Genomic DNA, 24,534 nt, shown 5'->3' on the forward strand with positions numbered 1-24,534 from the left:
TCTTTTTTCTATATACATTCAATTTTTATCCCAAGGAGATTAATTGTATAGCATAGTTAATACCGCTACCGTTTTCGGTATCGATTCAAAGCTTATATCTGTGGAAGCAGATATATCTGAAGGTATGCCTATTTTTGAGATGGTAGGGTACCTTTCTTCAGAGGTAAAGGAGGCAAAGGAGCGAGTTAGAGCGGCCCTTAAAAATGAGGGTTATACTTTGCCAGTCAAAAGAATCACCATTAATTTATCACCAGCCAGCATCAAAAAGACAGGAGCAGGATTTGATTTGCCTATTGCTGTAGCCATTCTTTCGGCCATAGGGATCATTAATTGCCAAAAGATGGATAAGATATGCATGCTGGGAGAAATATCCCTAGATGGCAAAATACAGCCTGTAAACGGCGTGCTCTCAATGGTTACAGCAGCAAAGAAAAATGATTTTGAAATTGTCATTGTTCCAAAGGCTAATTTACTGGAGGCTAGACTTATTTCAGGGATAACCACCATTGGAGTTTCAAAGCTATCAGAAGTAATTGAAATATTAAACGAGGGATTATTTCAGATGGAAGAAATTCCATCGGTTAATGGAGACTTTCCTATTGAGACGGAATATGATTTTGAAATGATTAATGGGCAACAAGCATTAAGGCGAGCTTGTGAGGTGGCTATTTCTGGAATGCACAATATTCTGATGGTAGGTCCACCGGGAGCAGGGAAATCCATGATGGCAAAATGCATTCCATCTATTTTGCCGGCTATGGATATAGAAGAGCAGATGGAGATATCTAAGATTTATTCTGTATCTGGAAAGTTTGATGAGAGAAAAGGCTTGATAAAAAATAGGCCTTTTAGAAGTCCTCATCATACAATTTCTGCGCAAGGACTTGTAGGTGGAGGGCAATATCCTAAGCCAGGTGAGATTTCTCTCGCAAATAAGGGGATATTATTCCTTGATGAGCTTACGGAGTTTGCAAAGAGCACAATCGAGATTTTGCGTCAGCCTATGGAGGATAAGGAGGTTACCATATCAAGAACTGCTGGAAGCTTTACCTATCCAGCTGATTTTGTTCTTGTTGCAGCCATGAACCCATGCTCTTGCGGCTATTATCCAGATTTAAATAAGTGCCACTGTTCGAGGCTTTCTATTCAGCGTTATATGTCTAAAATATCTCAGCCACTTTTAGATAGAATAGATATCTGCGCCGAAGCGCCTACTCTCAATTTTTCTCAAATAACAAGTAGAGGAAAAAATGAAAGTTCAAAAGATATCAGAGAGCGAGTTATGAGATGTCAGCAGATTCAGCAGGAAAGATATAAGGACTATAGCTTTAAATTTAATAGTCAAATACCAAACAGCCTAATTAATAAATTTTGTAACCTTGGCCATGAAGAAGCAGAATTTATGGAAGAGATGTACGAGAAATACGCTCTTACTGCTAGAACCTATCACAAGGTTCTTAGAGTTGCCAGGACTATTGCAGACATGGATGGGGATGATGATATTAGAATAGCTCATCTGCGAGAATCGCTAGTGTATAGAGGTCTTGATAAGAAGTTTTGGGAGGTGACTATTTGAGTAATGAATTAGCCTTCCAATACTGGTTTTTACAAAATGAAGATATCTGCTATGGCAAGAAACAAAAGTTGATTGAGTATTTCTATAATTCCTTTAATATATACACCGCCTCTAAAAATGAGTTAGTTGCATCCATGTTGTTTACTGAAACTGAAGCAGAATTATTTATAAAAAATAGAAGTTTGTACCAGGTGGATAAAGCATATGAAAGATTTTGCCAATCCCCATTTTCTTTTATAACAACAGAAGACCCTGGCTATCCCAAAAAGCTTGCCAATATATATGACAATCCCTACGGGCTTTTTTATAATGGCAATTTGCCTCCTTTCAATCATTGTATTGCAATTGTTGGGGCAAGACGATGTAGTGCCTACGGTAAAAAGTTGGCCTTTGAACTGGGGAATCGGCTGGCAAAAGAGGGATTTACAATTATAAGTGGTATGGCAAGAGGAATTGATACTCATTCTCATAGAGGGGCTATAGAGGCATCTGGAAAGACAGTGGCAGTGCTTGGGTGTGGATGTGATGTGATTTATCCGCCAGAAAATCATTTAATATATGAAGAAATAGTGCAAAACGGTACAGTAATGTCAGAATATCAAATGGGCTCATCGCCTATAGCACAGAACTTTCCAAGAAGAAATAGGATAGTATCTGCTTTATCAGACATTGTAATTGTTATTGAGGCTAGAGAAAAATCTGGCTCACTTATAACTGCAGATTTAGCTTTAGATCAGGGCAAGGATATCTATGTTGTCCCTGGAAGAATTGGGGATAGCCTTAGTGAGGGCTGTAATAGGCTGATTTCTCAAGGAGCAGGTATCATATACAATGTAGACGCTTTTATAAACGAGATTTTAGAAAGGTACGGTAAGGTAAATCAGAAGAGGACAGTTGTCAATCAAAGGCTTAATATTTCAAGGGAAGAAAAGAAGATATTGTCTCTTTTTGACTATTATCCAAAGAGTCTTTCTACAATTATGGAACAGACAAATATTGATTATTTGAATTTACTGTCAGTTGTTTATTCTCTAGAAAAACAAGGCCTTATTGAAGAAGTATTTAAGAATAATTATGTGAAATTCAGTTAAAATTTCGATGAATTGTTACCTCATCAAATAAAATTCACCTTGAAAATAGAAAATTTATGTTGTATATTGAATACCGATTCTAAAATTCAGTGTCTATTCAAGCGCTGATAAATGATTATTAATTTAAGGAGCATAATATAAATGGCAAAAAATCTTGTTATAGTAGAGTCTCCAGCAAAGGTGCATACAATCAAGAAGTTTTTGGGAAGCAATTATGAAGTTATGGCTTCGCAGGGACATGTCAGGGATATGCCAAAGAGCCAGCTCGGCTTCGATCCAGAAAATGATTTTGAACCTAAATATATAACTATCAGAGGAAAGGGAGAATTGCTTGCGGCACTTCGTAAGGAAGTGAAGAAGGCAGATAAGATTTATCTTGCAACTGATCCCGACCGTGAGGGAGAAGCTATTTCATGGCATCTTACTCACGCTCTCAATCTTCAAGATAAAAAGGTATATCGTATTACCTTTAATGAAATTACAAAGACTGCTGTTAAAAATTCTCTTAAGAATCCTAGAGAAATCGATATGGATTTAGTTGATGCACAGCAGGCAAGACGTATGCTTGATAGAATGGTTGGATATAAGATTTCACCACTTCTTTGGGCAAAGGTCAAAAGAGGACTTTCCGCTGGACGTGTTCAGTCGGTAGCCCTAAGAATTATCTGTGATAGAGAAAAGGAAATCGAGCAGTTTATTCCGCAGGAATACTACACACTCGATGTTCTTCTTGATACAGAAGGTTCTAAAAAGCCAATTGTTGCCAAGTATTATGGTGACAAGACTGGCAAAAAAGATATATCAGACAAAGCTTCACTTGATAAGATAATGGAGGAGCTTAAGGGGGCTGAATTCTCAATTGCTTCTATTAAGAGAGGTACAAGAGAGAAGAAGGCACCACTTCCTTTCACTACATCTACAATGCAACAGGAAGCGTCAAAGGCTTTGAATTTTTCAATTCAAAAGACTATGAGTGTTGCTCAACAGCTTTATGAAGGTGTTTCAGTTAAAGGCCATGGCACAATCGGTCTTATCACTTACCTTCGTACAGATTCTACTCGTGTTTCTGATGAAGCCAGAGCAGCGGCTGAGAGCTTTATTACTTCAAATTATGGTGATAATTACCTTTCGGCGCCTATAGCTAGTTCCAAGAAGAACTCTGGTAAGGTTCAGGATGCCCACGAGGCAATTAGACCTGCTAATATCGAGCTTGTTCCTTCTGAGATTAAGGACAGCCTTACAAGAGACCAGTACAGACTATATCAGCTTGTTTGGAAGCGTTTTGTAGCTAGCCAGATGGCTAATGCTGTTTACGATACAGTTTCTCTTAATGTACAGGCTAAGGATCAGGTGTTTACAGCAGCTGAATCTGCTATAAAGTTCGATGGCTTTATGATGATATATGTATCAGCAGACGACGAAGAGGATGCTAAGACTCATCCACTCTCAAAGCTTACTGAGGATAGCAAGCTTTCGTTCAATAGTTTTGATGAGAAACAGCACTTTACTCAGCCACTTCCTCATTTTACTGAGGCATCACTGGTAAAGACTTTGGAGGAGCTTGGAATCGGTAGACCAAGTACATATTCACCTACAATTACAACACTTATCAAACGTCACTATATTACAAAAGAGGCCAAGAACCTCTTTGTTACAGAACTTGGTGAAGTAGTCAATTCTATTATGGAGGATTCATTCCCTATAATTGTTGATGATAAATTTACAGCAAATCTTGAGTTGCTTTTGGATGGAGTTGAAGAGGGCACAGTAGAATGGAAATCTGTTGTCAGAAATTTCTATCCTGACCTTGAGAAAGCTGTCAAAGTTGCCGAGGATGAGTTGGCTAAGATTGAGATTCATGATGAGGTTACTGATGTTATCTGTGAAGAATGCGGACGTAACATGGTAATTAAGTTTGGACCTCATGGTAAGTTCTTGGCATGTCCTGGTTTCCCAGAGTGCCGAAACACTAAGCCATTCCTTGAGAAGGTGGGTGTACCTTGTCCTAAATGTGGAGGCGATGTTGTTATTCGTAAGTCTCAAAAAGGACGTAAGTTCTACGGTTGTGCTAATCATCCAGAATGTGATTTCATCAGCTGGTCTAAACCAACTGTTGAGAAGTGTCCAAAGTGCGGCACATATATGGTTGAAAAGGGGAATAAATTAGTTTGCGCAAATGATGAATGTCGATTTGTTCAAAGTGTAAATAAAGAATAAGATAATTCAAAAATGTTGGAAATGTACACAACAAAAAGAATAGTCTGAATTTTATTGCAATTCATACAAGTCGGTGCTATAATTTGTACAAATTCACTCTAAGAGTGGTACAGGGGAACGCTGTGTATGAGGAGTTTGATACATTCGTATTAGATTTAGGAGGAAATTATTTTCATGAGCGTACAGTTATTAGATAAGACAAGAAAGATCGGAAAGCTTCTTCATAACAACAATTCTTCAAAGGTTGTATTCAATGATATTTGTTCAGTTTTAACTGAGATTTTGGACTCTTCAGTTCTTGTTATTTCTAAGAAGGGAAAGGTTTTAGGTCTTTCTCATCTTCCAAATACTACAGAAATTGGTGAGCTTATCGTTGATGAAGTAGGTGGTTTTATCGATCCACTTCTCAATGAGAGATTACTTTCAATTCTTTCTACAAAGGAAAATGTTAACCTTAAGACATTAGGTTTCGAGAAGGGCGATATTGACATGTATTCAGCAATTATTGCTCCTATTGATATCGCTGGCGAGCGTCTTGGTACACTTTTCGTTTATAGATTTGATAAGCAGTATGATATTGATGACATCATTCTTACAGAGTATGGCACAACAGTAGTTGGCCTTGAGATGATGCGTTCAGTTAATGAGGAGTCTGCTGAGGAGAACAGAAAGCTTCAGGTAGTAAAGAGTGCTATTTCAACACTTTCTTACTCAGAGCTTGAAGCTATTATCCATATCTTCGATGAGCTTGATGGCAATGAGGGCGTACTTGTTGCATCAAAGATTGCTGATAGAGTAGGTATTACAAGATCAGTTATCGTTAATGCACTTCGCAAGTTTGAGTCTGCAGGTGTTATTGAGTCTCGTTCATCAGGTATGAAGGGTACTTACATTAAGGTATTAAATGATGTTGTATTCGATGAGCTTGAGGAGATTAAGAAGAATAAATAATCTTTATAGAACTTAATATTAAGGATTGTGTGTTATAAAAGGACTTACGTTTGTAGGTCCTTTTTTGTATACAGTATAATTCATTACTTTTTCACATGTTTTTCGTATTATAAAAGAGATTATAAATTGTTACATAATATAACTGCTTATGACACAATTTCTTGTGTAAGCTTATTTTAAATTATACTATATGATGTAAAAACTTCTTGTGTTTTCTGACAGATAATTTATAATAAAATTAGTCTAGGAGGATTGTTGTATGATTAGTTCAGATGCCTTTGGATATATTAATTTGTTGGACGGTGCAGCTGATGCCAGCTGGCAGCGTGAAACACTTATTATGAATAATATTGCTAATAACGATACACCTGGCTACAAGCGTCAGGATATAGAGTTTGAGAGCGTATTAAGACGTGAGCTTATTGGCACTCATGAGCGTACATTGGATAGGGCTGTAGATGTCCTTGATAATGATGGCAATCATGTGGACGGCATTGAATATACTGATTACGAGAATTTTTCCTATCGCTTAGACGGCAATAATGTTGATATGGATACCGAAAATGTTGAATTGGCTTCAGAGCAGATTCGTTACAATGCCATTAATACCAGCATTCAAAACGAATTTTCTAGATTTAAGTCAGTTTTGAGATAGTTATTATATTTTATAGGAGGTATTTATATGGGATTATTTCAACCTTTTGATATAGCTGCGTCTGGTATGACAGCACAGCGCTTTAGAATGGATATTATAGCGGAGAATATCGCTAATGTTAGTACCACTAGAACAGAAAACGGTGGTCCTTATAGACGTAAAATAGTTACTTTCGAGGAAAAGCAGCTCAAGTCTGGTGTACCTTCATTTAGACATATTTTGAAGGACAGCACAGCTGCCTATAATGGCAACGGTGTTAAGGCGACAAAAGTTTCAGAGGATATGGAGAACGATTTTATCATGGAATATGATCCTTCTCATCCGGACGCCGATGAAAATGGCTATGTCTCATATCCTAATGTTAATACAGTTACTGAGATGACTAATCTTATCGATGCCAGCCGTTCATATGAGGCTAACACTACAGCTTTTCAGGCTATTAAGTCAATGGCAACTACTGGCATATCTATTGGGCAGGTTTAATTTATTATTCAAGGAGTATAAATGGACGTTAATTCTATACAGGGCTTATATGGTGCTACACCTGTTACATCAGCAGAGACAAAAATTGATGCAGATAAGGGCTTTCAGAGTATGCTAGATTCTGTAATGGCATTACTTGATGATACTAATTCTGCAATTAAGACGGCTAATAGGGAACAGGTGGCGTTTGCTCTTGGCGAGACAGATAACACCCACGATTTAATGATTGCAGAGCAGAAGGCTAATATTGCTCTTCAGTATACTGTGGCAGTGCGCGACAAGGTACTTGAGGCATATCAACAGATTATGCAGATGCAGGTGTAATTTTATTCTTGTTTTAAATATTTTTCAGGGGGAATAACATGCCGGAACAAATTCAAGCTCTTCTCAATAGAATATTAGAGTGGTGGAGAAAGTTCACAAGAAGGCAGCAGGTTTTGATTATATCTATATCTGCTGTTGTTATTGTGTCTTTTATTATTTTGGCTGTGATTATCACTAGACCTACAATGGTCAAGCTTATAGATTGCGAAGATGGAGTACAGGCCAATTCAGTTAAGGAACTTCTTACAGAAAATGATATTCCTTATGAGACAAGTCAGGATGGATTCACATTCTTCATTAATGAAAAAGACGAGGCTGATGCCAATATTCTTTTAGGTTCCAATTCCATTCCTAGTTCAGGATACTCTATTAATGATGCAGTAGATGGCAGCTTTTCTACTACAGAAGCTGATAAACAAAAGAAATACAAGCTCTATCTAGAGAGCAAGTTTGAGGATACTATCACTAGCCTCAGTATGGTTACTGATGCGGATGTCACTCTTAATATTCCAGATGAGGATGGAACTCTTATTTCTCATGCAGAACCTGGCTACGCTACAGTTGTTGTAGGACTTTCTAACCCTATGACTTCAAATACAGCGGCTGGTATTGCCAAGTATATGTCTGTCAACCTAGGCAATGATGATACTGAGAATATCATGATTATGGATAGAGATGGTAATGTGCTGTTTGCTGGTGGCGATGCTAACTCGGCAGCTGGCAATGCATCTGCTAATCAGGATGTGAGAGACAGAGCTAGAAAAGAGATTGCTGAGCGAGTTGAGAATGTCCTTGATGGAACTAATCTATACGACAACATAACAGTTGGCGTTAACCTATCTATGAACTTTGACGAGAACAGCTGGGTTAACTACGACTATTCCGTAGATGAGGGCAGAACAGAAGGCTATCTTGATAGTGAATCATGGTCCAACTCTGAGTCGACAGGAGGCTCTGGCGGTGTGCCTGGCACAGATACCAATGACGACGATACTACATACGTCATGGAGAATGGCAATGTGACCTCCACTACAACAGAAGAGGGCGAGAAGGACTATCTTCCAGATGAGCTTATTACCACTCATAAGGACGAGATAGGAAAGCAGGTTCTTGAGGATTCTTCTATTTCTGTTACATGTAAGACATTTGCTATTTACAATCAGGACAAGATGGAAGCAGATGGTACTTTGGATGAGCTTGGACAGACATTTGATGAGTTTGTAAAGGCTAATTCAGACCCAGTTCAGCTTGAAGTTTCAGACGATATTGTTGAAGTTGTAGCTAGAGCTACTGGCTTCCCTACTACTAGTGTTAAGGTTGTTTCTTACGAGATTCCAATGTTCCAGTATTCAGAGGGTTCTGGACTTGGACTTACAGATATTTTACAGATTGTTTTGGCGTTGCTTATCTTTGCAATGCTTGGATTTGTCGTGTTCCGCAGTCTTCGTACAGAGGAAGAAGAGCCTGTGGAGCAGGAGCTTACAATTGATGATCTTATTGCTTCTACTCAGGAAGAGGAGGAGGAGCTTGAGGATATTGGCTACACGGAGAAATCCGAAGCCCGCATTCTAATCGAAAAGTTTGTTGACGAAAAGCCTGAGGCTGTAGCTCAACTTTTACGAAATTGGTTAAACGAGGATTGGGGATAATGTATGGCAGCAGAAGAACTTAATGGCGTTCAAAAAGCCGCAATACTTCTAATAGCCTTAGGGCCAGAGAAGTCTTCGCAGATTTTCAAGCATCTCAAGGAAGAGGAAATAGAGGAACTTACCCTTGAGATTGCTAATACCAGAAGTATTTCTCCAGCTCTTAAGGAAGAAGTTATCGAAGAATTTTATCAGGTATGTTTAGCTCAGCAGTACATTGCAGAAGGTGGTATCGGTTACGCAAAGGAACTTTTGGAAAAGGCACTTGGCGACGACCGAGCTCAGGATGTTATTACAAAGCTTACTGCTTCACTTCAGGTTCGTCCATTCGAATTTATTCGAAAGACAGAGCCTTCTCAGGTGTTGAACTTCATTCAGGAAGAGCATCCACAGACTATTGCTATGATTTTGTCTTATCTTTCAGCTGGTCAGGCATCCCTTATTATTGGTGCATTGCCTCCTGAAAAGCAGGCTGATGTAGCAAAGCGTATTGCTCTCATGGATAGAACTAGCCCAGAGGTCATCAAGGAAGTTGAGCGAGTTCTTGAGAGGAAACTTTCTTCACTTATCAATCAGGATTACACTATCGCCGGTGGTGTTGATGCGGTAGTTAATATTCTTAATACAGTTGATCGTGGTACAGAGAAGCGTATCATGGAATCTTTGGAAATCGAAGAGCCAGAGCTTGCAGAAGAAATCAGAAAGAAGATGTTCGTATTCGAGGATATCCTTCTTTTGGACGACCGTGCTATTCAGCGTGTGCTTAGAGATGTTGACAACTCAGATCTTGGAGTTGCCCTTAAGGGAGCAAATGATGAGGTTCAGGCGGCTATCTTTAAGAATCTTTCTACTCGTCTTGCAGCTATGATTAAGGAAGACATGGAATTCATGGGACCTGTTCGTATGAAGGACGTAGAAGAGGCTCAGCAGAAGATAGTTGGTATTATCAGAAAGCTTGAGGATTCTGCGGAAATTGTTATTTCTAGAGGAGGCGGAGATGAGCTCATTGTCTAGTAACAATGTCATCTATGGTTTCTTAGTTGCTCCTAATGAAGTGGACGAAGAAGGAAACAACGATGAACTTGTAATTGATTCTAATGATTTAGCAAGAGAACTTATCTTAAAGCAGGAAAAGGCCTACAAGGCTAAGCTTTTAGAGGAAGAGCGTGAGCGACGTCTTGCAGCTATGAGAGAGGCTGGCGAGGAAGTTCCAGAAGGAATGGATCCAGATGAATTCCTTGGCCTAGCTGATTCTATTATGCAGAAGGAGGAGCCTGAAAGCTCCATTGAAACAGAGCAGATTTTGGCAGATGCCAATGCTGAGGCAGAGAGAATTATCGCAGATGCCCATGCTCAGGCTGATGAGATTATTAATGCTGCACAGCTAAATGCTGATGCTATGAAGAATCTTGCCCGCCAGGACGGTGAGAAGGAAGGCTACAACGAGGGTACTCAAAGAGCTGCTCTTGAGCTTCAAGATGCGAAACGCAACATGGATGCTGAAATCCAGCAGATTTCAAATGATTTCATGGAACGTCAGCTTACAATGGAACATGACATAGTTGAAATGTGTATTCCAGTTTTTGAACATGTCTTTTCAGCAGAGTTATCTGGCAGAAAGGATGTTATATATCATTTGCTAGATCATTGTATTATGAAAATTGAGCGCACTGGTCAGATGCAGATAAAAGTTAGCGATGCGAATGCAGAGTTTATTAAAGGGAAAAAAGAGGAAATTCAGGGAAAAATAGGCGCCGAAGTAGGACTTGATATTATTGCGGATCCTCTTTTAAATGACAGTCAGTGTATCATAGAAACAGACGGAGGAATATTCGACTGCAGTATTGATACTGAACTTGATAATCTGATTAGAGAGATAAAGGCGCTAGCATATAGAGGATAGCGTTAGGAGGAGAATGGACCAGGGTTTATTAATGCAGCTTACTGAGAAGGACTATTTTAAATCTCTCGGCAAGGTTGTAAAAGTTGTTGGACTTACAATTGAATCAGTTGGACCTGAAGCCAAGCTACGTGATTTGTGCGAGATTATTGTTGAAGGCTCAGATCAGCGTATTAAAGCAGAGGTTGTTGGATTTAAAGACAAACGTCTGCTTTTGATGCCTTATGAGAACGTTGAAGGTATCGGCGTTGGTTGTATGGTAGAAAACACAGGACATCCTCTGGGTATCCCTGTAGGGGACCAGTTACTTGGACATTTGGTTGATGGACTTGGTATGCCATCTGATATTGATGACCTTACTGAGTTTGAAGAATTGCCAGAATATCCTGCGGAGGCTGATCCTCCAGATCCTATGGCTCGAGTTATAATCAAAGAGCCTCTTTCTCTTGGCGTTAAGGCTGTTGATGGCCTTATTACAGTTGGAAAGGGACAGAGAATTGGAATTTTTGCCGGCTCAGGTGTAGGTAAATCTACTCTTATGGGTATGTTTGCTCGTAACACCAAGGCTCAGATAAATGTTATAGCTCTTATTGGAGAGCGTGGACGAGAAGTTAGAGAATTCGTTGAAAACGATTTGGGTCCAGAAGGTATGGCCCGTTCTGTTGTTGTATGCGCTACTTCTGATAAGCCAGCTCTTATCAGAAAAAAGGCTGCTCTTACAGCGACAGCTATTGCCGAGTATTTTAGAGATCAGGGCAAGGATGTTCTTTTGATGATGGACTCACTTACTCGTTTTTCAATGGCTCAACGAGAGATAGGACTTGCTTCTGGTGAGCCTCCTGTTACAAGAGGATATCCACCATCAGTTTATTCTGAAATGCCTCGTCTTTTGGAGAGAGCAGGTAATGCTGCTGTAGGCTCTATTACAGGGCTTTATACAGTACTTGTAGACGGTGACGACTTCAACGAGCCAATCACTGATACAGCTCGTTCTATTTTAGATGGACATATTGTTTTAAACAGAAAATTAGCCCAGAAGAATCATTATCCTGCTATAGATGTATTGCAGTCTATTTCCAGAGTTATGTCAGCTGTTGCCACTCCGGAACATAAATCTATTGCGGGAAAGCTTAAGAATGTTCTTGCAACATATCAAGAGGCTGAGGATTTGATTAATATTGGTGCATATAAGAATGGCTCTAATAAGGCCATTGATTATGCGATTCAAAAGATTGACGCTGTTAATGATTTTCTTTTACAGAGTACAGCAGATAAATTCGAGTATGACGAGATTTTGGAGATGATGGCTGCAATCTTTCAAGAGTGAGGGATGATTTATGGCGAAATTTGTCTACAGAATGCAAAATATACTTGATTTAAAGCAAAAGCTAGAAGAGCAAGAAAAGGCCAATTTTGGCCTTGCTGTAGCCAGATACAATGAGGAGCAGCAAAAGCTTAGAGATATTATGGTTCGTCAGGCGGGATATGAAAAGCACTTAAAGGATATTTCCATTGGCGATATTGATATCAAAGAAATCAGATCTTGTAAATCGGCTATTGCAGCTATGAAGGTTGCTCTTAGAAGTCAGCTTATCGAGGTATCTAAGGCTCAAAAAGCTATGGAGAATGCTAGAAGAAAGCTGAACGCAGTTATGATGGAGCGAAAAATGCATGAAAAGTTGAGAGAGCATGCATTTGAAGAATTTTTAGATGAAATCGATAGGGAAGAAAGTAAGATAACTGATGAGCTTGTTAGTTACACTTACTTTAACAATTCAAGTGAGGATGATTAGTTATGGCAGACGTAACAGAGATGCAGGAAAACGAAGCGAATGAAGTAGATCCAAAAGCTGCTAAAAAGGCGGCTAAGGAAGCGAAAAAGGCTGCTAAAAAAGCTAAAAAAGAAGCCAAGAAAAATGGCGAAGAATATGAAGATGACGACGAGTCTCTTGGTATTGGTGGTCGTCTTATAATGGGAGTTGTTGTGCTCCTTATTATTTTGATTTGGCTTGTAATCTTTGGCTTTTTGGTAAAGATGGACGTGGGCGGATTTGGTTCAACCGTCCTATTTCCTGTGCTTAAAGATGTGCCTTATGTTAATCGTATTTTACCTGGTATTGAGGAGTATATTCCTCAGGAAGAGGATGCTTACGCTCAGTACACAACTGTTGAGGAAGCAGTTGATAGAATCAAGGAACTTGAAGTTGAAATTGAAGAGCTCAAGGCCTCAGGAAATGCCAACAGTGATTATATTGCAGAATTGGAAGCTGCAGCTGCTGAATTAGCAGAGTACAAGGCTAATGAAGCATCTTTTGAAGAAACTAAAGAAAAATTTTACGAAGAGGTTGTTTTTTCGGACAATGCACCCGATATAAATGAATATAAGACTTACTATGAGTCTATTGAGCCTGAAAATGCCGAAGCGATATACAAACAGGTGGTTTCTCAGTTGCAAAAAGACGCGGAAATCCAAGACTATATCAAGGCCTACTCAAGTATGAAGCCAAAGAACGCAGCTGCCATATTTGATACTATGACAGATGATTTTGACTTGGTATGTGAGATTTTACAGGGAATGGACGCTAGTACGAGAGCAGATATCCTAGCTGCAATGAACGCGGAAAACGCAGCAATCATCACTAAGATGATGGAACCATAGCTCCATGGTCTTATATTGAAGCTTGAAAATAGAATAGGTGAAAGGAGGAAAGCATGACAAGTAGCAATGTTTCTAACTTGCTGATTCAAGTAAGTCAGATTGACATGTCAGCTGTTAATGACAAGATGACTGTGTCAAAGGATAAAGGCTTATTCGAAGATACTCTTAAGAACGTTGCTGGTTCTGGAAATCCAGTTGATATCAAACGGGCTGAACCTACAAAAAACACACTAGATAATAAGCCTTTTGAATCTGGAGCCATTGCTAAATCGGTTGCTGATAGACCAGAAAATGGTCAGACAGCTGACTCTTCACGAGTAGTAGAGAAAGTTGAAGCAGTTGCCGAAGAAATCAAGGATGTCATCAAAGATGAATTAGACATCACAGATGAAGAACTTGAAAAGGCTATGGAAACGCTAGGGCTTACAATCTTGGATTTATTCAATCCACAAAGTTTAGCTCAGCTAGTGACAGAGATTACTGGTGAGACAGATTCAGTTGCACTTTTGATGAACGATAGCTTTAAAAATATCCTAGACAATGTGTCGACACTTACGAATCAGCTACTTGACGATTTGAAGATATCCTTTGAAGAAGTGAAGGAGATTGTACTTCCTGAACTTAAGTCAGAGAATCTTGAAATCAACGAAGAACTTGTTAAAGGCGATTTACCTACAGAAAATCCTAGTAAGCTGGAAGAGGTTTTAGATGATAATCAAAACTTAAATCCAGTGGAGCCACAGGTTGTTCTTACAGAACAAATCAAACCTATGGAGGGTGAAAACGTTAAGCCTCAGCAGAATATCCAGATGGACATTAATGATCCTGTTGAGATGAAACCTCAGGTAGACGACAACAATAATTCTTCAAAACAAGAATTTGATTTTTCAAAAAATGCTAAGACTGCAAACGATACTCCAAAGGTAACTCATGAAGCTACTGTAGTACATGAGAACTTGGCAGTTGGACAACAAGAAGCTGCTATTGAATATTCAGTTGAACAGGAAGTAGTTACACTACCTACTGGCGAAACGGTAAGAGCAGAGAGTATTGTTAATCAACTTGTAGAGCAGGCGAAAGTTTTAACAGATGCAGAATCAACTACAATGGAGATGACACTTAATCCTGAAGGACTTGGTAAAATTTTCATGGAAGTCACGCAAAAGGGTGATGTGATTACAGCTAAAATTTTCACTGAAAATGATGCAGTTAAGCAAGCTCTTGAAAATCAAATGGCAACTCTTAGAACAGAGCTCAATCAAAATTCAACAAAAGTTACTTCAATCGAAGTTTCAGTTGGAGCCCATGAGTTTGAAAGAAATCTTGAGCAGAATGCAAAAGATGAAAGCAGACGAGAGGAACAGATGAGCAAACAGTCTTCAAAGAGAAATAGCCGAATTAACCTCAATTCATTAGATGAACTTTCAGGTATCATGTCTGAAGAGGATATGTTGATTGCTCAGATGATGAAGGATAATGGAAATACATTAGATTTCCAAGCATAAAATTATAAGGAGGAGATTAATGGCAGAACCACTTATTGGAAGTGTAGTTAACGGTGCTTATAAAAAGACCGCAGCTTCTCAAGATGCTACAAAAGCTAATACAAACATTTCCACTTCTAAAACCGCTGAAACAAAAGACGGCGGATACACAGAAGAGATGTTTATGAAGCTTCTGGTGGCAGAAATGCAATACCAGGATCCGCTTGAGCCAACAGACAATAGTCAGTACGTAGCTCAGCTTGCATCATTTACTCAAATCGAAGCCATCCAAGCAGTTCAGGCTGATATGAAAAATATCCAGGGTAACAGCATGGTAGGTAAGATGGTAGCTCTTATAGATGATGACAATGTTGAAATTCACGGCAGAGTTGATTATGTAAGAACTGACGATGATGGCCAATTATTAGCTTCGGTTAACAACAAGGAATATCCTGTTGAGAAGATTAAGTCCATTATGGACGAGACTTATTACAACGCAGTGCTTGTTGCTGATACAATTCTCGCTGATATATCAAAGCTTCCTACCAAGGATCTTCTTACACTTGGTAATGAAGAAGATGTAGTGAAGGTCGCAACAATGATTAATTCTCTGGATGCATATACAAAAGGCTTCCTTGGAAAAGATGTTACAGAATATGTACAGTCATTGGTTGATAAGATTGCAGAATTGAAGAAAACTAAACAGGAAGCTGAAGAGGAAGTAAATAAGCGTACTACACCAAAGACAGAGGAAGTGAATACTTCCACAGAAACTGCAGAAAATTCAGGTGCTGCAGCAACATCACAGACTACAGTGAATTCAGAGACTACAGAAGAACCTGAATCTACTGAAACATCTCCAGTTGTAGGAGTAGACGAGGGGTAGGAGGAAAATATGAGTAATATAAAAATTAATCCAAACTTTACCTCCATTGAACAAGTTGCAGGTACTTACCTGAACCCAACCTCAGCGTCAAAGCCACAGGGCACTTTAAATGGTGCATCTTTTGAAGAAATCTTTAAGCAAAAGATGGAAGCTGGCTCTGAGCTTAAGTTTTCTAAGCACGCATCACAGCGTTTAGATGACAGAAATATTAAGCTTTCAGAAGAGCAGTCTCTTAGACTTGAAGAAGGTGTACAAAAGGCTTCGGCAAAAGGAATTACTGATTCGCTTGTACTTGTTGATACTTTAGCATTTATTGTTAATGTACCAAATCAGACCGTAGTAACAGCTATGGATCAAACAGAATCAGATGAGAACATTTTTACAAATATTGACGGTGCTGTAATAGTTTAGCTGGACCTTATGGAAGCTAATTGCCGTTGACTGACAGATACGGCAGTACAGTACTGAAGATGCTATATCCACGGAGGTCATTCATTATGATGAGATCACTTTTCTCTGGTGTAGCTGGTCTTAAGACTCACCAGACAAAGATGGATGTTATTGGTAATAACATCTCGAACGTTAATACAGTTGCGTTCAAATCATCTTCAACAACTTTTTCTGATATTATGTATCAGACAACTTCACAGGCATCTGGCGCCACAGCTAATCGTGGTGGTACAAATGCAAAGCAGATAGGTCTTGGTGTTACTAATGGAGCAACAAAAATCTCCATTACATCAGCAGGTGCTGCACAGTCTACTGGCGATGCACTTGATATCAGACTTACTGATTCAAACTCAACAAATTTCTTTATCGTTAATAACGGTTCAGAAAACCTGTTTACAAGAGCTGGTTCTTTCTACATTGATGGAAATGGTAACCTTGCAATGACTACAACAGGTTATCTTGTTATGGGTTGGCAGGTTGATCCACAGGATCCTGCAAATGTAATCAAAGATACAGTAACTCCTCTTAGAGTTATGAGACCTGAGAATCTTACATCTGCACCTGAGGCTACTACAAATGCTAACTTTAGTGGCGTTATTGATAAAAACGATAGCCAGTTTAGCTCAAGCAACGGCTATATTCGTTCTTTCACCTTCTATGATAATTTAGGATACTCATACACAGCTAAATTTGCTATTAAGCGAATTCCTGATGAGATTCCTGGTGAATACAACGGTATGTTTACTGTTGAACTTTCAGCTATATATGATTCAGAGAATAATGACATTCTCGCTAATTACCTCAGAGATGGCGGTAATTTACAAGATATTTTCGGTGAAAATGTTCAGACAACAAGTGCTTATGAAGCAGTAGCAAATACTTATTCATTTACTCTTGGTGGTTTGAATGAAATCACTATGACTGATTCATCAACAGGTAATACATATAACTACAATAATGCAACACAGACTTTTGTTAATACAGCAGACCCAGCAGATACACTTACTTTATCAGCAGTTTGCGGTATTCCAAACGACAAGACTGTTACTGGCGTTTCAATTACAATTCCTGCAGGCCAGACTTCAACAAATATTTTAAATATTACAACTCAGACAATTGGTTATGAGCTTAGCTTTGATACAAGCGAAGGTTTCTTGAATTATGCAGGTGTTGCAGGTAATAAAAATCTTATGTTAAATACAGCATTACTTGGACCAAATAAGGCAGATGCTGCATTATCTAACATTGATATTGACTTCTCAAAGATGCTTAATTACGACAACGGTGGAACATCAACTTGCGTTGCAAACCGTGGCGTTCAGGATGGCTCTTCAATGAGAGGTGAAGGTAAAAAGCTTGGTACAATGACAGGTCTTTCTGTTCAGAACAGTGGTAAGATCTATGGCTCTTACAGCAATGGTAATACAGTTCTTTTGGGACAGATTGCAGTAGCTCAGTTCGCTAATGCATCAGGTCTTGAAGAAATGGGAGATAACTGCTATCAGACAACACTTAACTCTGGTGAGTTTGATGGTATTGGTATCGAAGTTTCAGCTGACGGTTCTTCAATGAACACAGGACAGCTTGAAATGTCCAATGTAGACCTTTCAGGAGAGTTTACAGATATGATTACCACACAGCGTGGTTTCCAGGCTAACTCTCGTATAATCACTGTTTCAGATACAATGCTTGAAGAGTTGATTAATCTTAAGAGATAATTACTGATTTATATTTAAAACAAACCCGTAGTTGATAATCCTTAAACCCCTGAAACTATCAGGTTCTTGGTACATTTTTATAGACTTTACAATTGGACTTAATAATACTAAGACCTGATGGTTGTCAGGGGTTAAAGTGAGGATTATGCACAAAACGGGTTTTTTTAGTTGTGGTGAAATTTCAAATTATTCCTAAAAATTTTGTGAAGAAACAAGATGTAGTGGTAAGGACATAAAAATTACACAATAAAATGCGACTATTTTGTTGTGAAAAGTAGACAATTATATGCAAATCTAGTAAAATAATCACAAAAGTTATATTGTCTTTTTACTATGTGCATTTATGTAAATTTCTAAAATATAGGTGGTGATAACTTTGGATCTAGGGTCTTTAATTGGCTTAGTACTCGGTGTTGTAATGGTCATCTTTGGTATTGTATCATCCGGTGGCGTTGCAGCGATTGCAAACTTCATAGACGTTCCATCAGTCATCATTACAATCGGAGGTTCCTTGTCCTCATGTATTGCTTGTAATAAGATGTCAGACTTCACTGCAGGTCTTAAGGGACTGGGTCTTGCAATTAAAGAGCCAGCAGTAGGAAATGCTGCAGATACTATTGGCAATATCATCAATCTCGCTAACATTTCCCGTAAAGAAGGTATACTTGCTCTAGAAGAGGCTGCAAATGGCATAGAAGATGAGTTCCTGAAAAAGGGAGTCAATCTTGTAGTCGATGGTACTGATCCAGAGCTTGTTAGAGCGATTCTTGAAACAGATATGAGCTGTCTTGAGGATAGACATAAGGTAGTTATTGGCTTTTGGCAAAAATGGGGTGAAATGGGCCCTGCCTGGGGTATGATTGGTACTCTTGTTGGACTTGTTAACATGTTAAAGAACCTTTCCGATGCATCTACAATCGGACCTAACATGGCGGTTGCTTTGCTGACCACTCTCTATGGTTCTTTGATTGCTAACTGGCTTACAGGTCCAGTTGGTACAAAGCTTGGAGTTAATAACAATCTCGAAATTATGATGAAGAGCATTACCGTAGAGGGCTTACTTTCAATTCAAGCAGGTGAGAACCCACGTGTTATAGAAGAGAAACTCAAATCATTCCTTCCACCTTCTGCTAGAAACACTATTGGTGAAGGCGGCGGAGAAGGAGGAGGTGAGGGCTAATGGCAAAGAAGCAAAAGCAAGAAGAAGGTCCTGCTGGTTCTCCTGCCTGGATGGCCACTTTCTCCGATTTGATGAACTTGCTACTTTGCTTCTTCGTATTGCTTTTCTCTATGAGTAGTACTGATACTGAGAAGTTCCAAGAAGTAATTGCAAGTATCCAATCAAGTTTTAGTATTTTCTCATCTGGCGGCACCTCTATTGGTGAGGGACAGATGATTTCATCAGGTATCAGCCAGCTTGAAATGTTTGATGACTATTTCAACAGTGTTCATGATGGCGATGATGAACAATATGAAAAAGAGGGTGCTTCTGATACACAGAGCGATGGACAATTGTCTACCGATGGTGCTACAGAGACCCAAAACAATAATATAGGCGAGATTTCCGTAGATGAAGCTATGGAAGCTCTTGAAGAGGCCGGAGCAGCAGAAAGCGAAGGCATGGCAGAACAAATCGAACAGAAGCTGGTTGAATATGGACTTCAAGACCAGGTAGAAGTAGATTTTAATGCTAATTACGTAATGATTAGAATCAATGGAGCTTTACTTTTTAACTCAGGTAAGGCTGAGCTTACAGATGAGGCTGTTGTTATTGTTGACAACATAGCAAAGATTCTCGAAGAATATGATTCTAATATCATAGAAATTGAGGGACATACGGATAACGTACCAATGTCCTCTGGTACATACGAAAACAACGACGTACTTTCTATGTATCGAGCACTTAACGTTGCAGAGAGAATTAGACAAGATACTAATCTCAATCCAGCATACATTAAATCAGCTGGTAGAGGAGAGTATGTTCCAATTGCAGATAACAGCACAAAAGAAGGACGCGCTAGAAACCGAAGGGTAGAAATTAAGGTTTATAACTCGTATTCCTCTGATGTAGCAGAAGAATAGAAAGGATTACCTTGGATTATGAAAAAGAATTTGATTACAGTAGTTATATTGGCACTGGTTGTAGTAAATCTTGTTCTTACTGCGGTTCTTACAATTTCTATCGTGCCTGAGACAAAAAAAGCTAACGAGCTTATCACAAAGGTTTGCTCAGCTATTGATTTGGATTTGCAGGCAGGAGATACAGCTGGTTCACTTGCTGTAAATGTAGAAGATTTATTTGACTACGCTGTTAATAGCGGAGAGACAATGACTATCAACTTGAAGAACAGCGGAGATGGTAAGGACCATTATGGTATCCTTGGTATTTCACTTTCTCTTGATACAACAAACGAAGATTATTCAAAGTTTGGTGATGGCGCTGGTGATTTATCAGCTTATGATAATGTTATCAGCGATACAATTAAGTCGGTGGTTGCAAGCCATACAGTTGATGAGATGAGAAATAACGAAGAGGGTGTTAAGGAAGAAATCCTGGAGGCCCTTCAGACTTTATTTAAGTCTTCAGTTATTGTAAGAGTTAATTTCTCTACAGCAACATATAATTAAGCAACAAATTTCGGGGCGAATGGTGGTGAGATAGTTTGGGTGATGTCCTTTCTCAAAATGAAATAGATAATTTGCTTAACGCTTTGACAAGTGGTGAGTTGGATGCAGACGAGATCAAGAACACCAAAGAAAAGCCTGTAAAAAATTACGACTTTGCAAGACCGTCAAAGTTCTCCAAGGAACATTTGCGTACATTGGAGATAATTTTTGAGCATTACGGAAGACTTTTGGCAACAAACCTGCCTATCTTCCTTAGAAAGAATATACAGGTTGAGGTAATGAACTCTGAGGCTGTTACCTATATGGAATTTTCAAATTCCCTTTCTAATCCTGTATTACTAGGTATTGTAGATTTTTCTCCATTGGAGACTAACATAATAGTTGAGATGGCTTCTAATCTTGGGTTTGCCATGGTAGATAGAATGCTTGGCGGCGAGGGAGAGCCTCTTGATAAAATTAGAGATTTCTCAGAGATTGAACTTTTAATCATTGAAAGAGTCATGACATCCTGTGTTGAACTCCTTAGAGAGCCTTGGGCTAACGTACTTGATGTTCATCCACGACTTGAGAGAATCGAGACAAATTCACAGTTTGCGCAGATTATATCTCCATCAGAGATGATTGCGATTGTAACTGTCAACATAAAAATTGGTGATGTAGAAGGATTAATGAATGTTTGTCTACCTTTTATTACTTTAGAGCCAGTTATGGACAAATTAAACACAAAGTTCTGGTATAGTAGTCAAAAGGAAAAGACGGGTGTTAGTTATTCAGATGCTGTGGAGACGCTTATTAATAGGGCTAAGATACCTATTAAGGCGGTTCTTGGAAATAGCGTTATAACAGTAGCGGATTTTTCTCAGCTTCAGGTTGGAGACATAGTTAGACTTGATACAAAGGTCGACGAAGAGCTTGATGTATTTGTGGGCGATATTAAGAAATTCTCAGCCCTTCCAGGTGCTTCAGGCAAAGATTACGCAGTTAGAGTGACACAAATCATTAGGGAGGAGCAATAGAATGGGTGATGGTGTATTATCACAAGACGAGATAAATGCACTACTTAGTGGCGGAGTTCCCGATGCACCAGCCGGCGAACCATCTTCTGGAGGTGGCGGAGAGCTATCTGATCAAGAGATGGATACTATCGGCGAGGTAGCCAACATCAGCATGGGAAGTGCTGCGACGACATTATTTTCTCTTGTAAATAAAAAAGTTGAGATATCGACACCGGTTGTATCAGAGACTGATTGGGCAGGACTTGCAGCTGGTTATGATAAATCTTGTGTAGTAGTCCGTATCGGATATACTAAGGGACTTGACGGAAGTAACATCCTTGTTTTGAAGGAAGACGACGTCAAGGTAATTACCGACCTTATGATGGGCGGTGATGGTACAAATATAGACGGAGAGATTTCAGAGCTGCATTTGTCAGCCATCTCAGAGGCCATGAACCAGATGATGGGTGCCTCAGCTACATCTCTTTCATCTATGCTTAATAAGATGGTTGATATTTCTCCACCAAACGCCACTCTTACAGATTTGGCGACTATTGATCCAGGCGAGATTGATGAATTCTTGAATCAGAATTTCGTTAGAATAGCGTTCAAGATGGAGATTGGAGACCTGGTTAACAGTGAGATGATGCAGTTGTATCCTATATCTCTTGCAAAAGAAATGTGTGCAGCTGTTCTCAATAATATGGAGACCGATTCAAACTCTACTGTAGACGATGGAGTGGCACCAACGCCAGCCCCAGCACCTGCGGCAGCAGCACCGGCTCCAGAACCGGCACCGGCACCAGCGGCGGCAGGAGCAGCCCCACCACCGATGCCTCAGATGGATCCAAATATGATGCAGGGACAGCCAATGATGGCTCCTCCATATATGTATGCACCACAACCTACAGTAAATGTGCAACCAGCACAATTTACACCGTTTGGACCAGGTTTTTCTGCACAATTTGCACAGGAGAACATAGACTTAATTCTTGACGTACCACTTGAAGTTACAGTAGAATTAGGTCGTACTAACAAAACAATCCAAGACATTTTGGATTTCGCTCCAGGTACAATCATCGAGCTAAATAAAATAGCCGGTGAACCAATAGATGTACTTGTTAATGGCAAGTACGTGGCAAAAGGCGAAGTAGTAGTTATTGAAGAGTCTTTTGGTGTACGAATTACAGAAATCATCAAAGAATAAAATATATTTAAGGAGATGAAGACATGGCAAAAAACATTTTAATTTGTGACGACGCTGCTTTTATGAGAATGATGATTAAGGACATCCTCACAAAGAATGGCTACAATGTTGTAGGAGAAGCAGAAAACGGCAAAATTGCTGTTGATAAGTATACAGAGCTTTCTCCTGATCTTGTTCTTCTCGACATCACAATGCCTGAGATGGATGGTATCGGCGCATTGAAGGCTATCAAAGAAAAGGATCCTAACGCTTGCGTTATCATGTGTTCAGCAATGGGACAGCAGGCAATGGTTATCGAGGCTATTCAGTCAGGAGCAAAAGACTTTATCGTTAAGCCTTTCCAGGCTGAGAGAGTTCTTGAGGCAGTTAAGAAGGTTATTGGATAATCATGCTGATTCTTTTGTCGGCGGCAGATAGCTTTTTTCAGCTGATTTTTGTGCTGATTATATTTATCGGCGTTCTGGCGCTTACCTACTATGTTACTAAGTGGATAGCAGGATACCAGAAGACTCAGGGGCTTAATAAGAACCTGGAAATCGTCGAGGCTATCAGAATCACAAATAATAAATATGTCCAGATAGTTAGAGCGGGAGAGGATAAATATTTCGTTATAGCTATTGGTAAGGAAGAGGTTACTTTGCTTGGTGAATTAACAGCTTCTGAGCTTAAGTTTTTGTCTGAGGAGGAGAAGGGTTCTGTCAATCCTCCTGTGGACTTTAAGACAATTCTGGACAAACTCAAGAAGAAAAGTTAATTTTGCAGGCTGGATATGTTATGAATAAATTTAAGAAGGTATATGTCATTTGTAGTTTGGTGTTTGCAGCTACATGTATTTTTTGTACACTTTTCATGAGTACAATTACTGCAAAGGCAACTGAATATGATAGTAATACCGAATTTGATACAGAATATGGGGCTAACAATGGGCATTATGGCGCAACAGAAAATGCGCCTAATGCTTCAGATGAGACTGTTGGAGATGGTGGATTCACATTGCAGTTCGATGGCAATGATGGTAATTTCTCATCTACTCTTAGGATGCTATTAATCCTTACAATTATCGCATTATCCCCATCTATTCTCATAATGCTTACATCCTTTACCAGATGCGTAATAGTGCTTCACTTTGTGCGCGCTGCTATAGGTACTAATACAGCGCCTCCGAATCAGGTTTTGATTGGCTTGGCGTTGTTTTTAACTTTATTTATTATGTCACCGGTTTTGACACAGATTAAAACTGATGCAATTGATCCTTTTGATGCAGGAGAGATTACCCAGGAAGAGGCTATTGATGCTGCTGTTATGCCTATCCGTGAGTTTATGTACGGACAGACTCAGACCAAGGATCTTAATCTATTTTGTGACATAGCTGGAGTTACCTACGAGGATTATGATGATGTTGCTTTCACAGTTTTGGTTCCTAGTTTCATACTTTCAGAACTTAGAACAGCATTTATCATTGGATTTTTAATTTATATTCCATTTATTGTTATTGATATGGTTGTTGCATCAGTACTTATGTCAATGGGTATGATGATGCTTCCGCCTACTACCATATCCCTACCATTCAAGATTCTCTTGTTTATCTTGGTTGACGGATGGGATTTGGTTATAGGAGGTCTTGTTAAGACTTTCTATTGATGGAGAAGATTTAGGATTTAGGA

At 39.2% G+C, this 24,534-nt stretch carries 25 protein-coding genes; all 25 read left to right on the forward strand.

Going from position 1 to position 24,534, the window contains the following annotated elements; genetic code table 11:
• Positions 1-43: 43 nt before the first annotated feature.
• The 25 genes from BLP50_RS02870 (at position 44) to fliP (ending at position 24,511) form a co-directional block, all read left to right on the forward strand.
• Complete coding sequence (locus tag BLP50_RS02870; protein ID WP_090150686.1) at positions 44-1,576, forward strand: YifB family Mg chelatase-like AAA ATPase; 1,533 nt, start codon at positions 44-46, stop codon at positions 1,574-1,576.
• A complete protein-coding gene (gene dprA, locus BLP50_RS02875) occupies positions 1,573-2,667 on the forward strand; it encodes a DNA-processing protein DprA (RefSeq protein WP_090150690.1) in 1,095 nt (364 codons plus the stop codon). The genes BLP50_RS02870 and dprA overlap by 4 nt, the downstream gene beginning before the upstream one ends.
• Before the next feature lie 141 nt (positions 2,668-2,808).
• Entirely contained in the window at positions 2,809-4,884 is a 2,076-nt protein-coding gene (gene topA, locus BLP50_RS02880; RefSeq protein ID WP_090150693.1) for a type I DNA topoisomerase, read from the forward strand.
• A 174-nt stretch (positions 4,885-5,058) separates the two neighbouring features.
• The gene (gene codY, locus BLP50_RS02885) at positions 5,059-5,835 is read left to right on the forward strand and encodes a GTP-sensing pleiotropic transcriptional regulator CodY (protein WP_090150696.1); all 777 of its coding nucleotides are present in this window, start codon (positions 5,059-5,061) and stop codon (positions 5,833-5,835) included.
• A gap of 259 nt (positions 5,836-6,094) precedes the next feature.
• Positions 6,095-6,490: a flagellar basal body rod protein FlgB gene (gene flgB, locus BLP50_RS02890; protein ID WP_090150699.1), complete on the forward strand. Its 396-nt coding sequence runs from the start codon at positions 6,095-6,097 to the stop codon at positions 6,488-6,490.
• Between the two features lie 27 nt (positions 6,491-6,517).
• On the forward strand, positions 6,518-6,973 hold the full coding sequence (flgC, locus tag BLP50_RS02895; RefSeq protein WP_090150702.1) for a flagellar basal body rod protein FlgC: 456 nt from the start codon (positions 6,518-6,520) through the stop codon (positions 6,971-6,973).
• Between the two features lie 21 nt (positions 6,974-6,994).
• Positions 6,995-7,297, forward strand: a complete 303-nt coding sequence (gene fliE / locus BLP50_RS02900) for a flagellar hook-basal body complex protein FliE (protein WP_090150705.1) — start codon at positions 6,995-6,997, stop codon at positions 7,295-7,297.
• A gap of 38 nt (positions 7,298-7,335) precedes the next feature.
• Positions 7,336-8,946, forward strand: a complete 1,611-nt coding sequence (locus BLP50_RS02905; RefSeq protein ID WP_090150708.1) for a flagellar M-ring protein FliF C-terminal domain-containing protein — start codon at positions 7,336-7,338, stop codon at positions 8,944-8,946.
• A 3-nt stretch (positions 8,947-8,949) separates the two neighbouring features.
• Positions 8,950-9,957: a flagellar motor switch protein FliG gene (gene fliG, locus BLP50_RS02910; RefSeq protein WP_090150711.1), complete on the forward strand. Its 1,008-nt coding sequence runs from the start codon at positions 8,950-8,952 to the stop codon at positions 9,955-9,957.
• Positions 9,941-10,846: a FliH/SctL family protein gene (locus BLP50_RS02915; protein ID WP_090150714.1), complete on the forward strand. Its 906-nt coding sequence runs from the start codon at positions 9,941-9,943 to the stop codon at positions 10,844-10,846. Before fliG ends, BLP50_RS02915 begins: the two co-directional genes overlap by 17 nt.
• Before the next feature lie 13 nt (positions 10,847-10,859).
• A complete protein-coding gene (fliI, locus tag BLP50_RS02920; protein ID WP_090150717.1) occupies positions 10,860-12,170 on the forward strand; it encodes a flagellar protein export ATPase FliI in 1,311 nt (436 codons plus the stop codon).
• Between the two features lie 10 nt (positions 12,171-12,180).
• On the forward strand, positions 12,181-12,636 hold the full coding sequence (gene fliJ / locus BLP50_RS02925; RefSeq protein ID WP_090150719.1) for a flagellar export protein FliJ: 456 nt from the start codon (positions 12,181-12,183) through the stop codon (positions 12,634-12,636).
• A 2-nt stretch (positions 12,637-12,638) separates the two neighbouring features.
• Complete coding sequence (locus BLP50_RS02930) at positions 12,639-13,502, forward strand: MotE family protein (RefSeq protein WP_242869206.1); 864 nt, start codon at positions 12,639-12,641, stop codon at positions 13,500-13,502.
• Between the two features lie 53 nt (positions 13,503-13,555).
• Positions 13,556-15,007, forward strand: a complete 1,452-nt coding sequence (locus tag BLP50_RS02935; RefSeq protein ID WP_090150722.1) for a flagellar hook-length control protein FliK — start codon at positions 13,556-13,558, stop codon at positions 15,005-15,007.
• Between the two features lie 19 nt (positions 15,008-15,026).
• Positions 15,027-15,872: a flagellar hook assembly protein FlgD gene (locus tag BLP50_RS02940; RefSeq protein ID WP_090150726.1), complete on the forward strand. Its 846-nt coding sequence runs from the start codon at positions 15,027-15,029 to the stop codon at positions 15,870-15,872.
• A 9-nt stretch (positions 15,873-15,881) separates the two neighbouring features.
• Complete coding sequence (locus BLP50_RS02945) at positions 15,882-16,283, forward strand: TIGR02530 family flagellar biosynthesis protein (protein WP_090150729.1); 402 nt, start codon at positions 15,882-15,884, stop codon at positions 16,281-16,283.
• An 86-nt stretch (positions 16,284-16,369) separates the two neighbouring features.
• Entirely contained in the window at positions 16,370-18,040 is a 1,671-nt protein-coding gene (locus BLP50_RS02950) for a flagellar hook protein FlgE (protein WP_090150732.1), read from the forward strand.
• 376 nt (positions 18,041-18,416) lie between these two features.
• The gene (locus tag BLP50_RS02955) at positions 18,417-19,220 is read left to right on the forward strand and encodes a motility protein A (protein ID WP_090150736.1); all 804 of its coding nucleotides are present in this window, start codon (positions 18,417-18,419) and stop codon (positions 19,218-19,220) included.
• Complete coding sequence (locus BLP50_RS02960) at positions 19,220-20,122, forward strand: OmpA/MotB family protein (protein ID WP_090150739.1); 903 nt, start codon at positions 19,220-19,222, stop codon at positions 20,120-20,122. Before BLP50_RS02955 ends, BLP50_RS02960 begins: the two co-directional genes overlap by 1 nt.
• A gap of 18 nt (positions 20,123-20,140) precedes the next feature.
• A complete protein-coding gene (locus tag BLP50_RS02965) occupies positions 20,141-20,668 on the forward strand; it encodes a flagellar basal body-associated FliL family protein (protein ID WP_090150741.1) in 528 nt (175 codons plus the stop codon).
• 35 nt (positions 20,669-20,703) lie between these two features.
• On the forward strand, positions 20,704-21,684 hold the full coding sequence (gene fliM / locus BLP50_RS02970; protein ID WP_090150744.1) for a flagellar motor switch protein FliM: 981 nt from the start codon (positions 20,704-20,706) through the stop codon (positions 21,682-21,684).
• Position 21,685: 1 nt separating this feature from the next.
• Entirely contained in the window at positions 21,686-22,870 is a 1,185-nt protein-coding gene (gene fliY, locus BLP50_RS02975) for a flagellar motor switch phosphatase FliY (protein WP_090150747.1), read from the forward strand.
• Positions 22,871-22,893: 23 nt separating this feature from the next.
• Positions 22,894-23,256: a response regulator gene (locus tag BLP50_RS02980; RefSeq protein WP_090150750.1), complete on the forward strand. Its 363-nt coding sequence runs from the start codon at positions 22,894-22,896 to the stop codon at positions 23,254-23,256.
• A gap of 2 nt (positions 23,257-23,258) precedes the next feature.
• A complete protein-coding gene (locus tag BLP50_RS02985; protein ID WP_090150753.1) occupies positions 23,259-23,624 on the forward strand; it encodes a flagellar biosynthetic protein FliO in 366 nt (121 codons plus the stop codon).
• A 20-nt stretch (positions 23,625-23,644) separates the two neighbouring features.
• Positions 23,645-24,511, forward strand: a complete 867-nt coding sequence (fliP, locus tag BLP50_RS02990; RefSeq protein ID WP_090150985.1) for a flagellar type III secretion system pore protein FliP — start codon at positions 23,645-23,647, stop codon at positions 24,509-24,511.
• The last annotated feature ends 23 nt before the right edge of the window (positions 24,512-24,534 follow it).

Source organism: Pseudobutyrivibrio sp. AR14, from assembly GCF_900101325.1.
Lineage (GTDB): Bacteria > Bacillota > Clostridia > Lachnospirales > Lachnospiraceae > Pseudobutyrivibrio.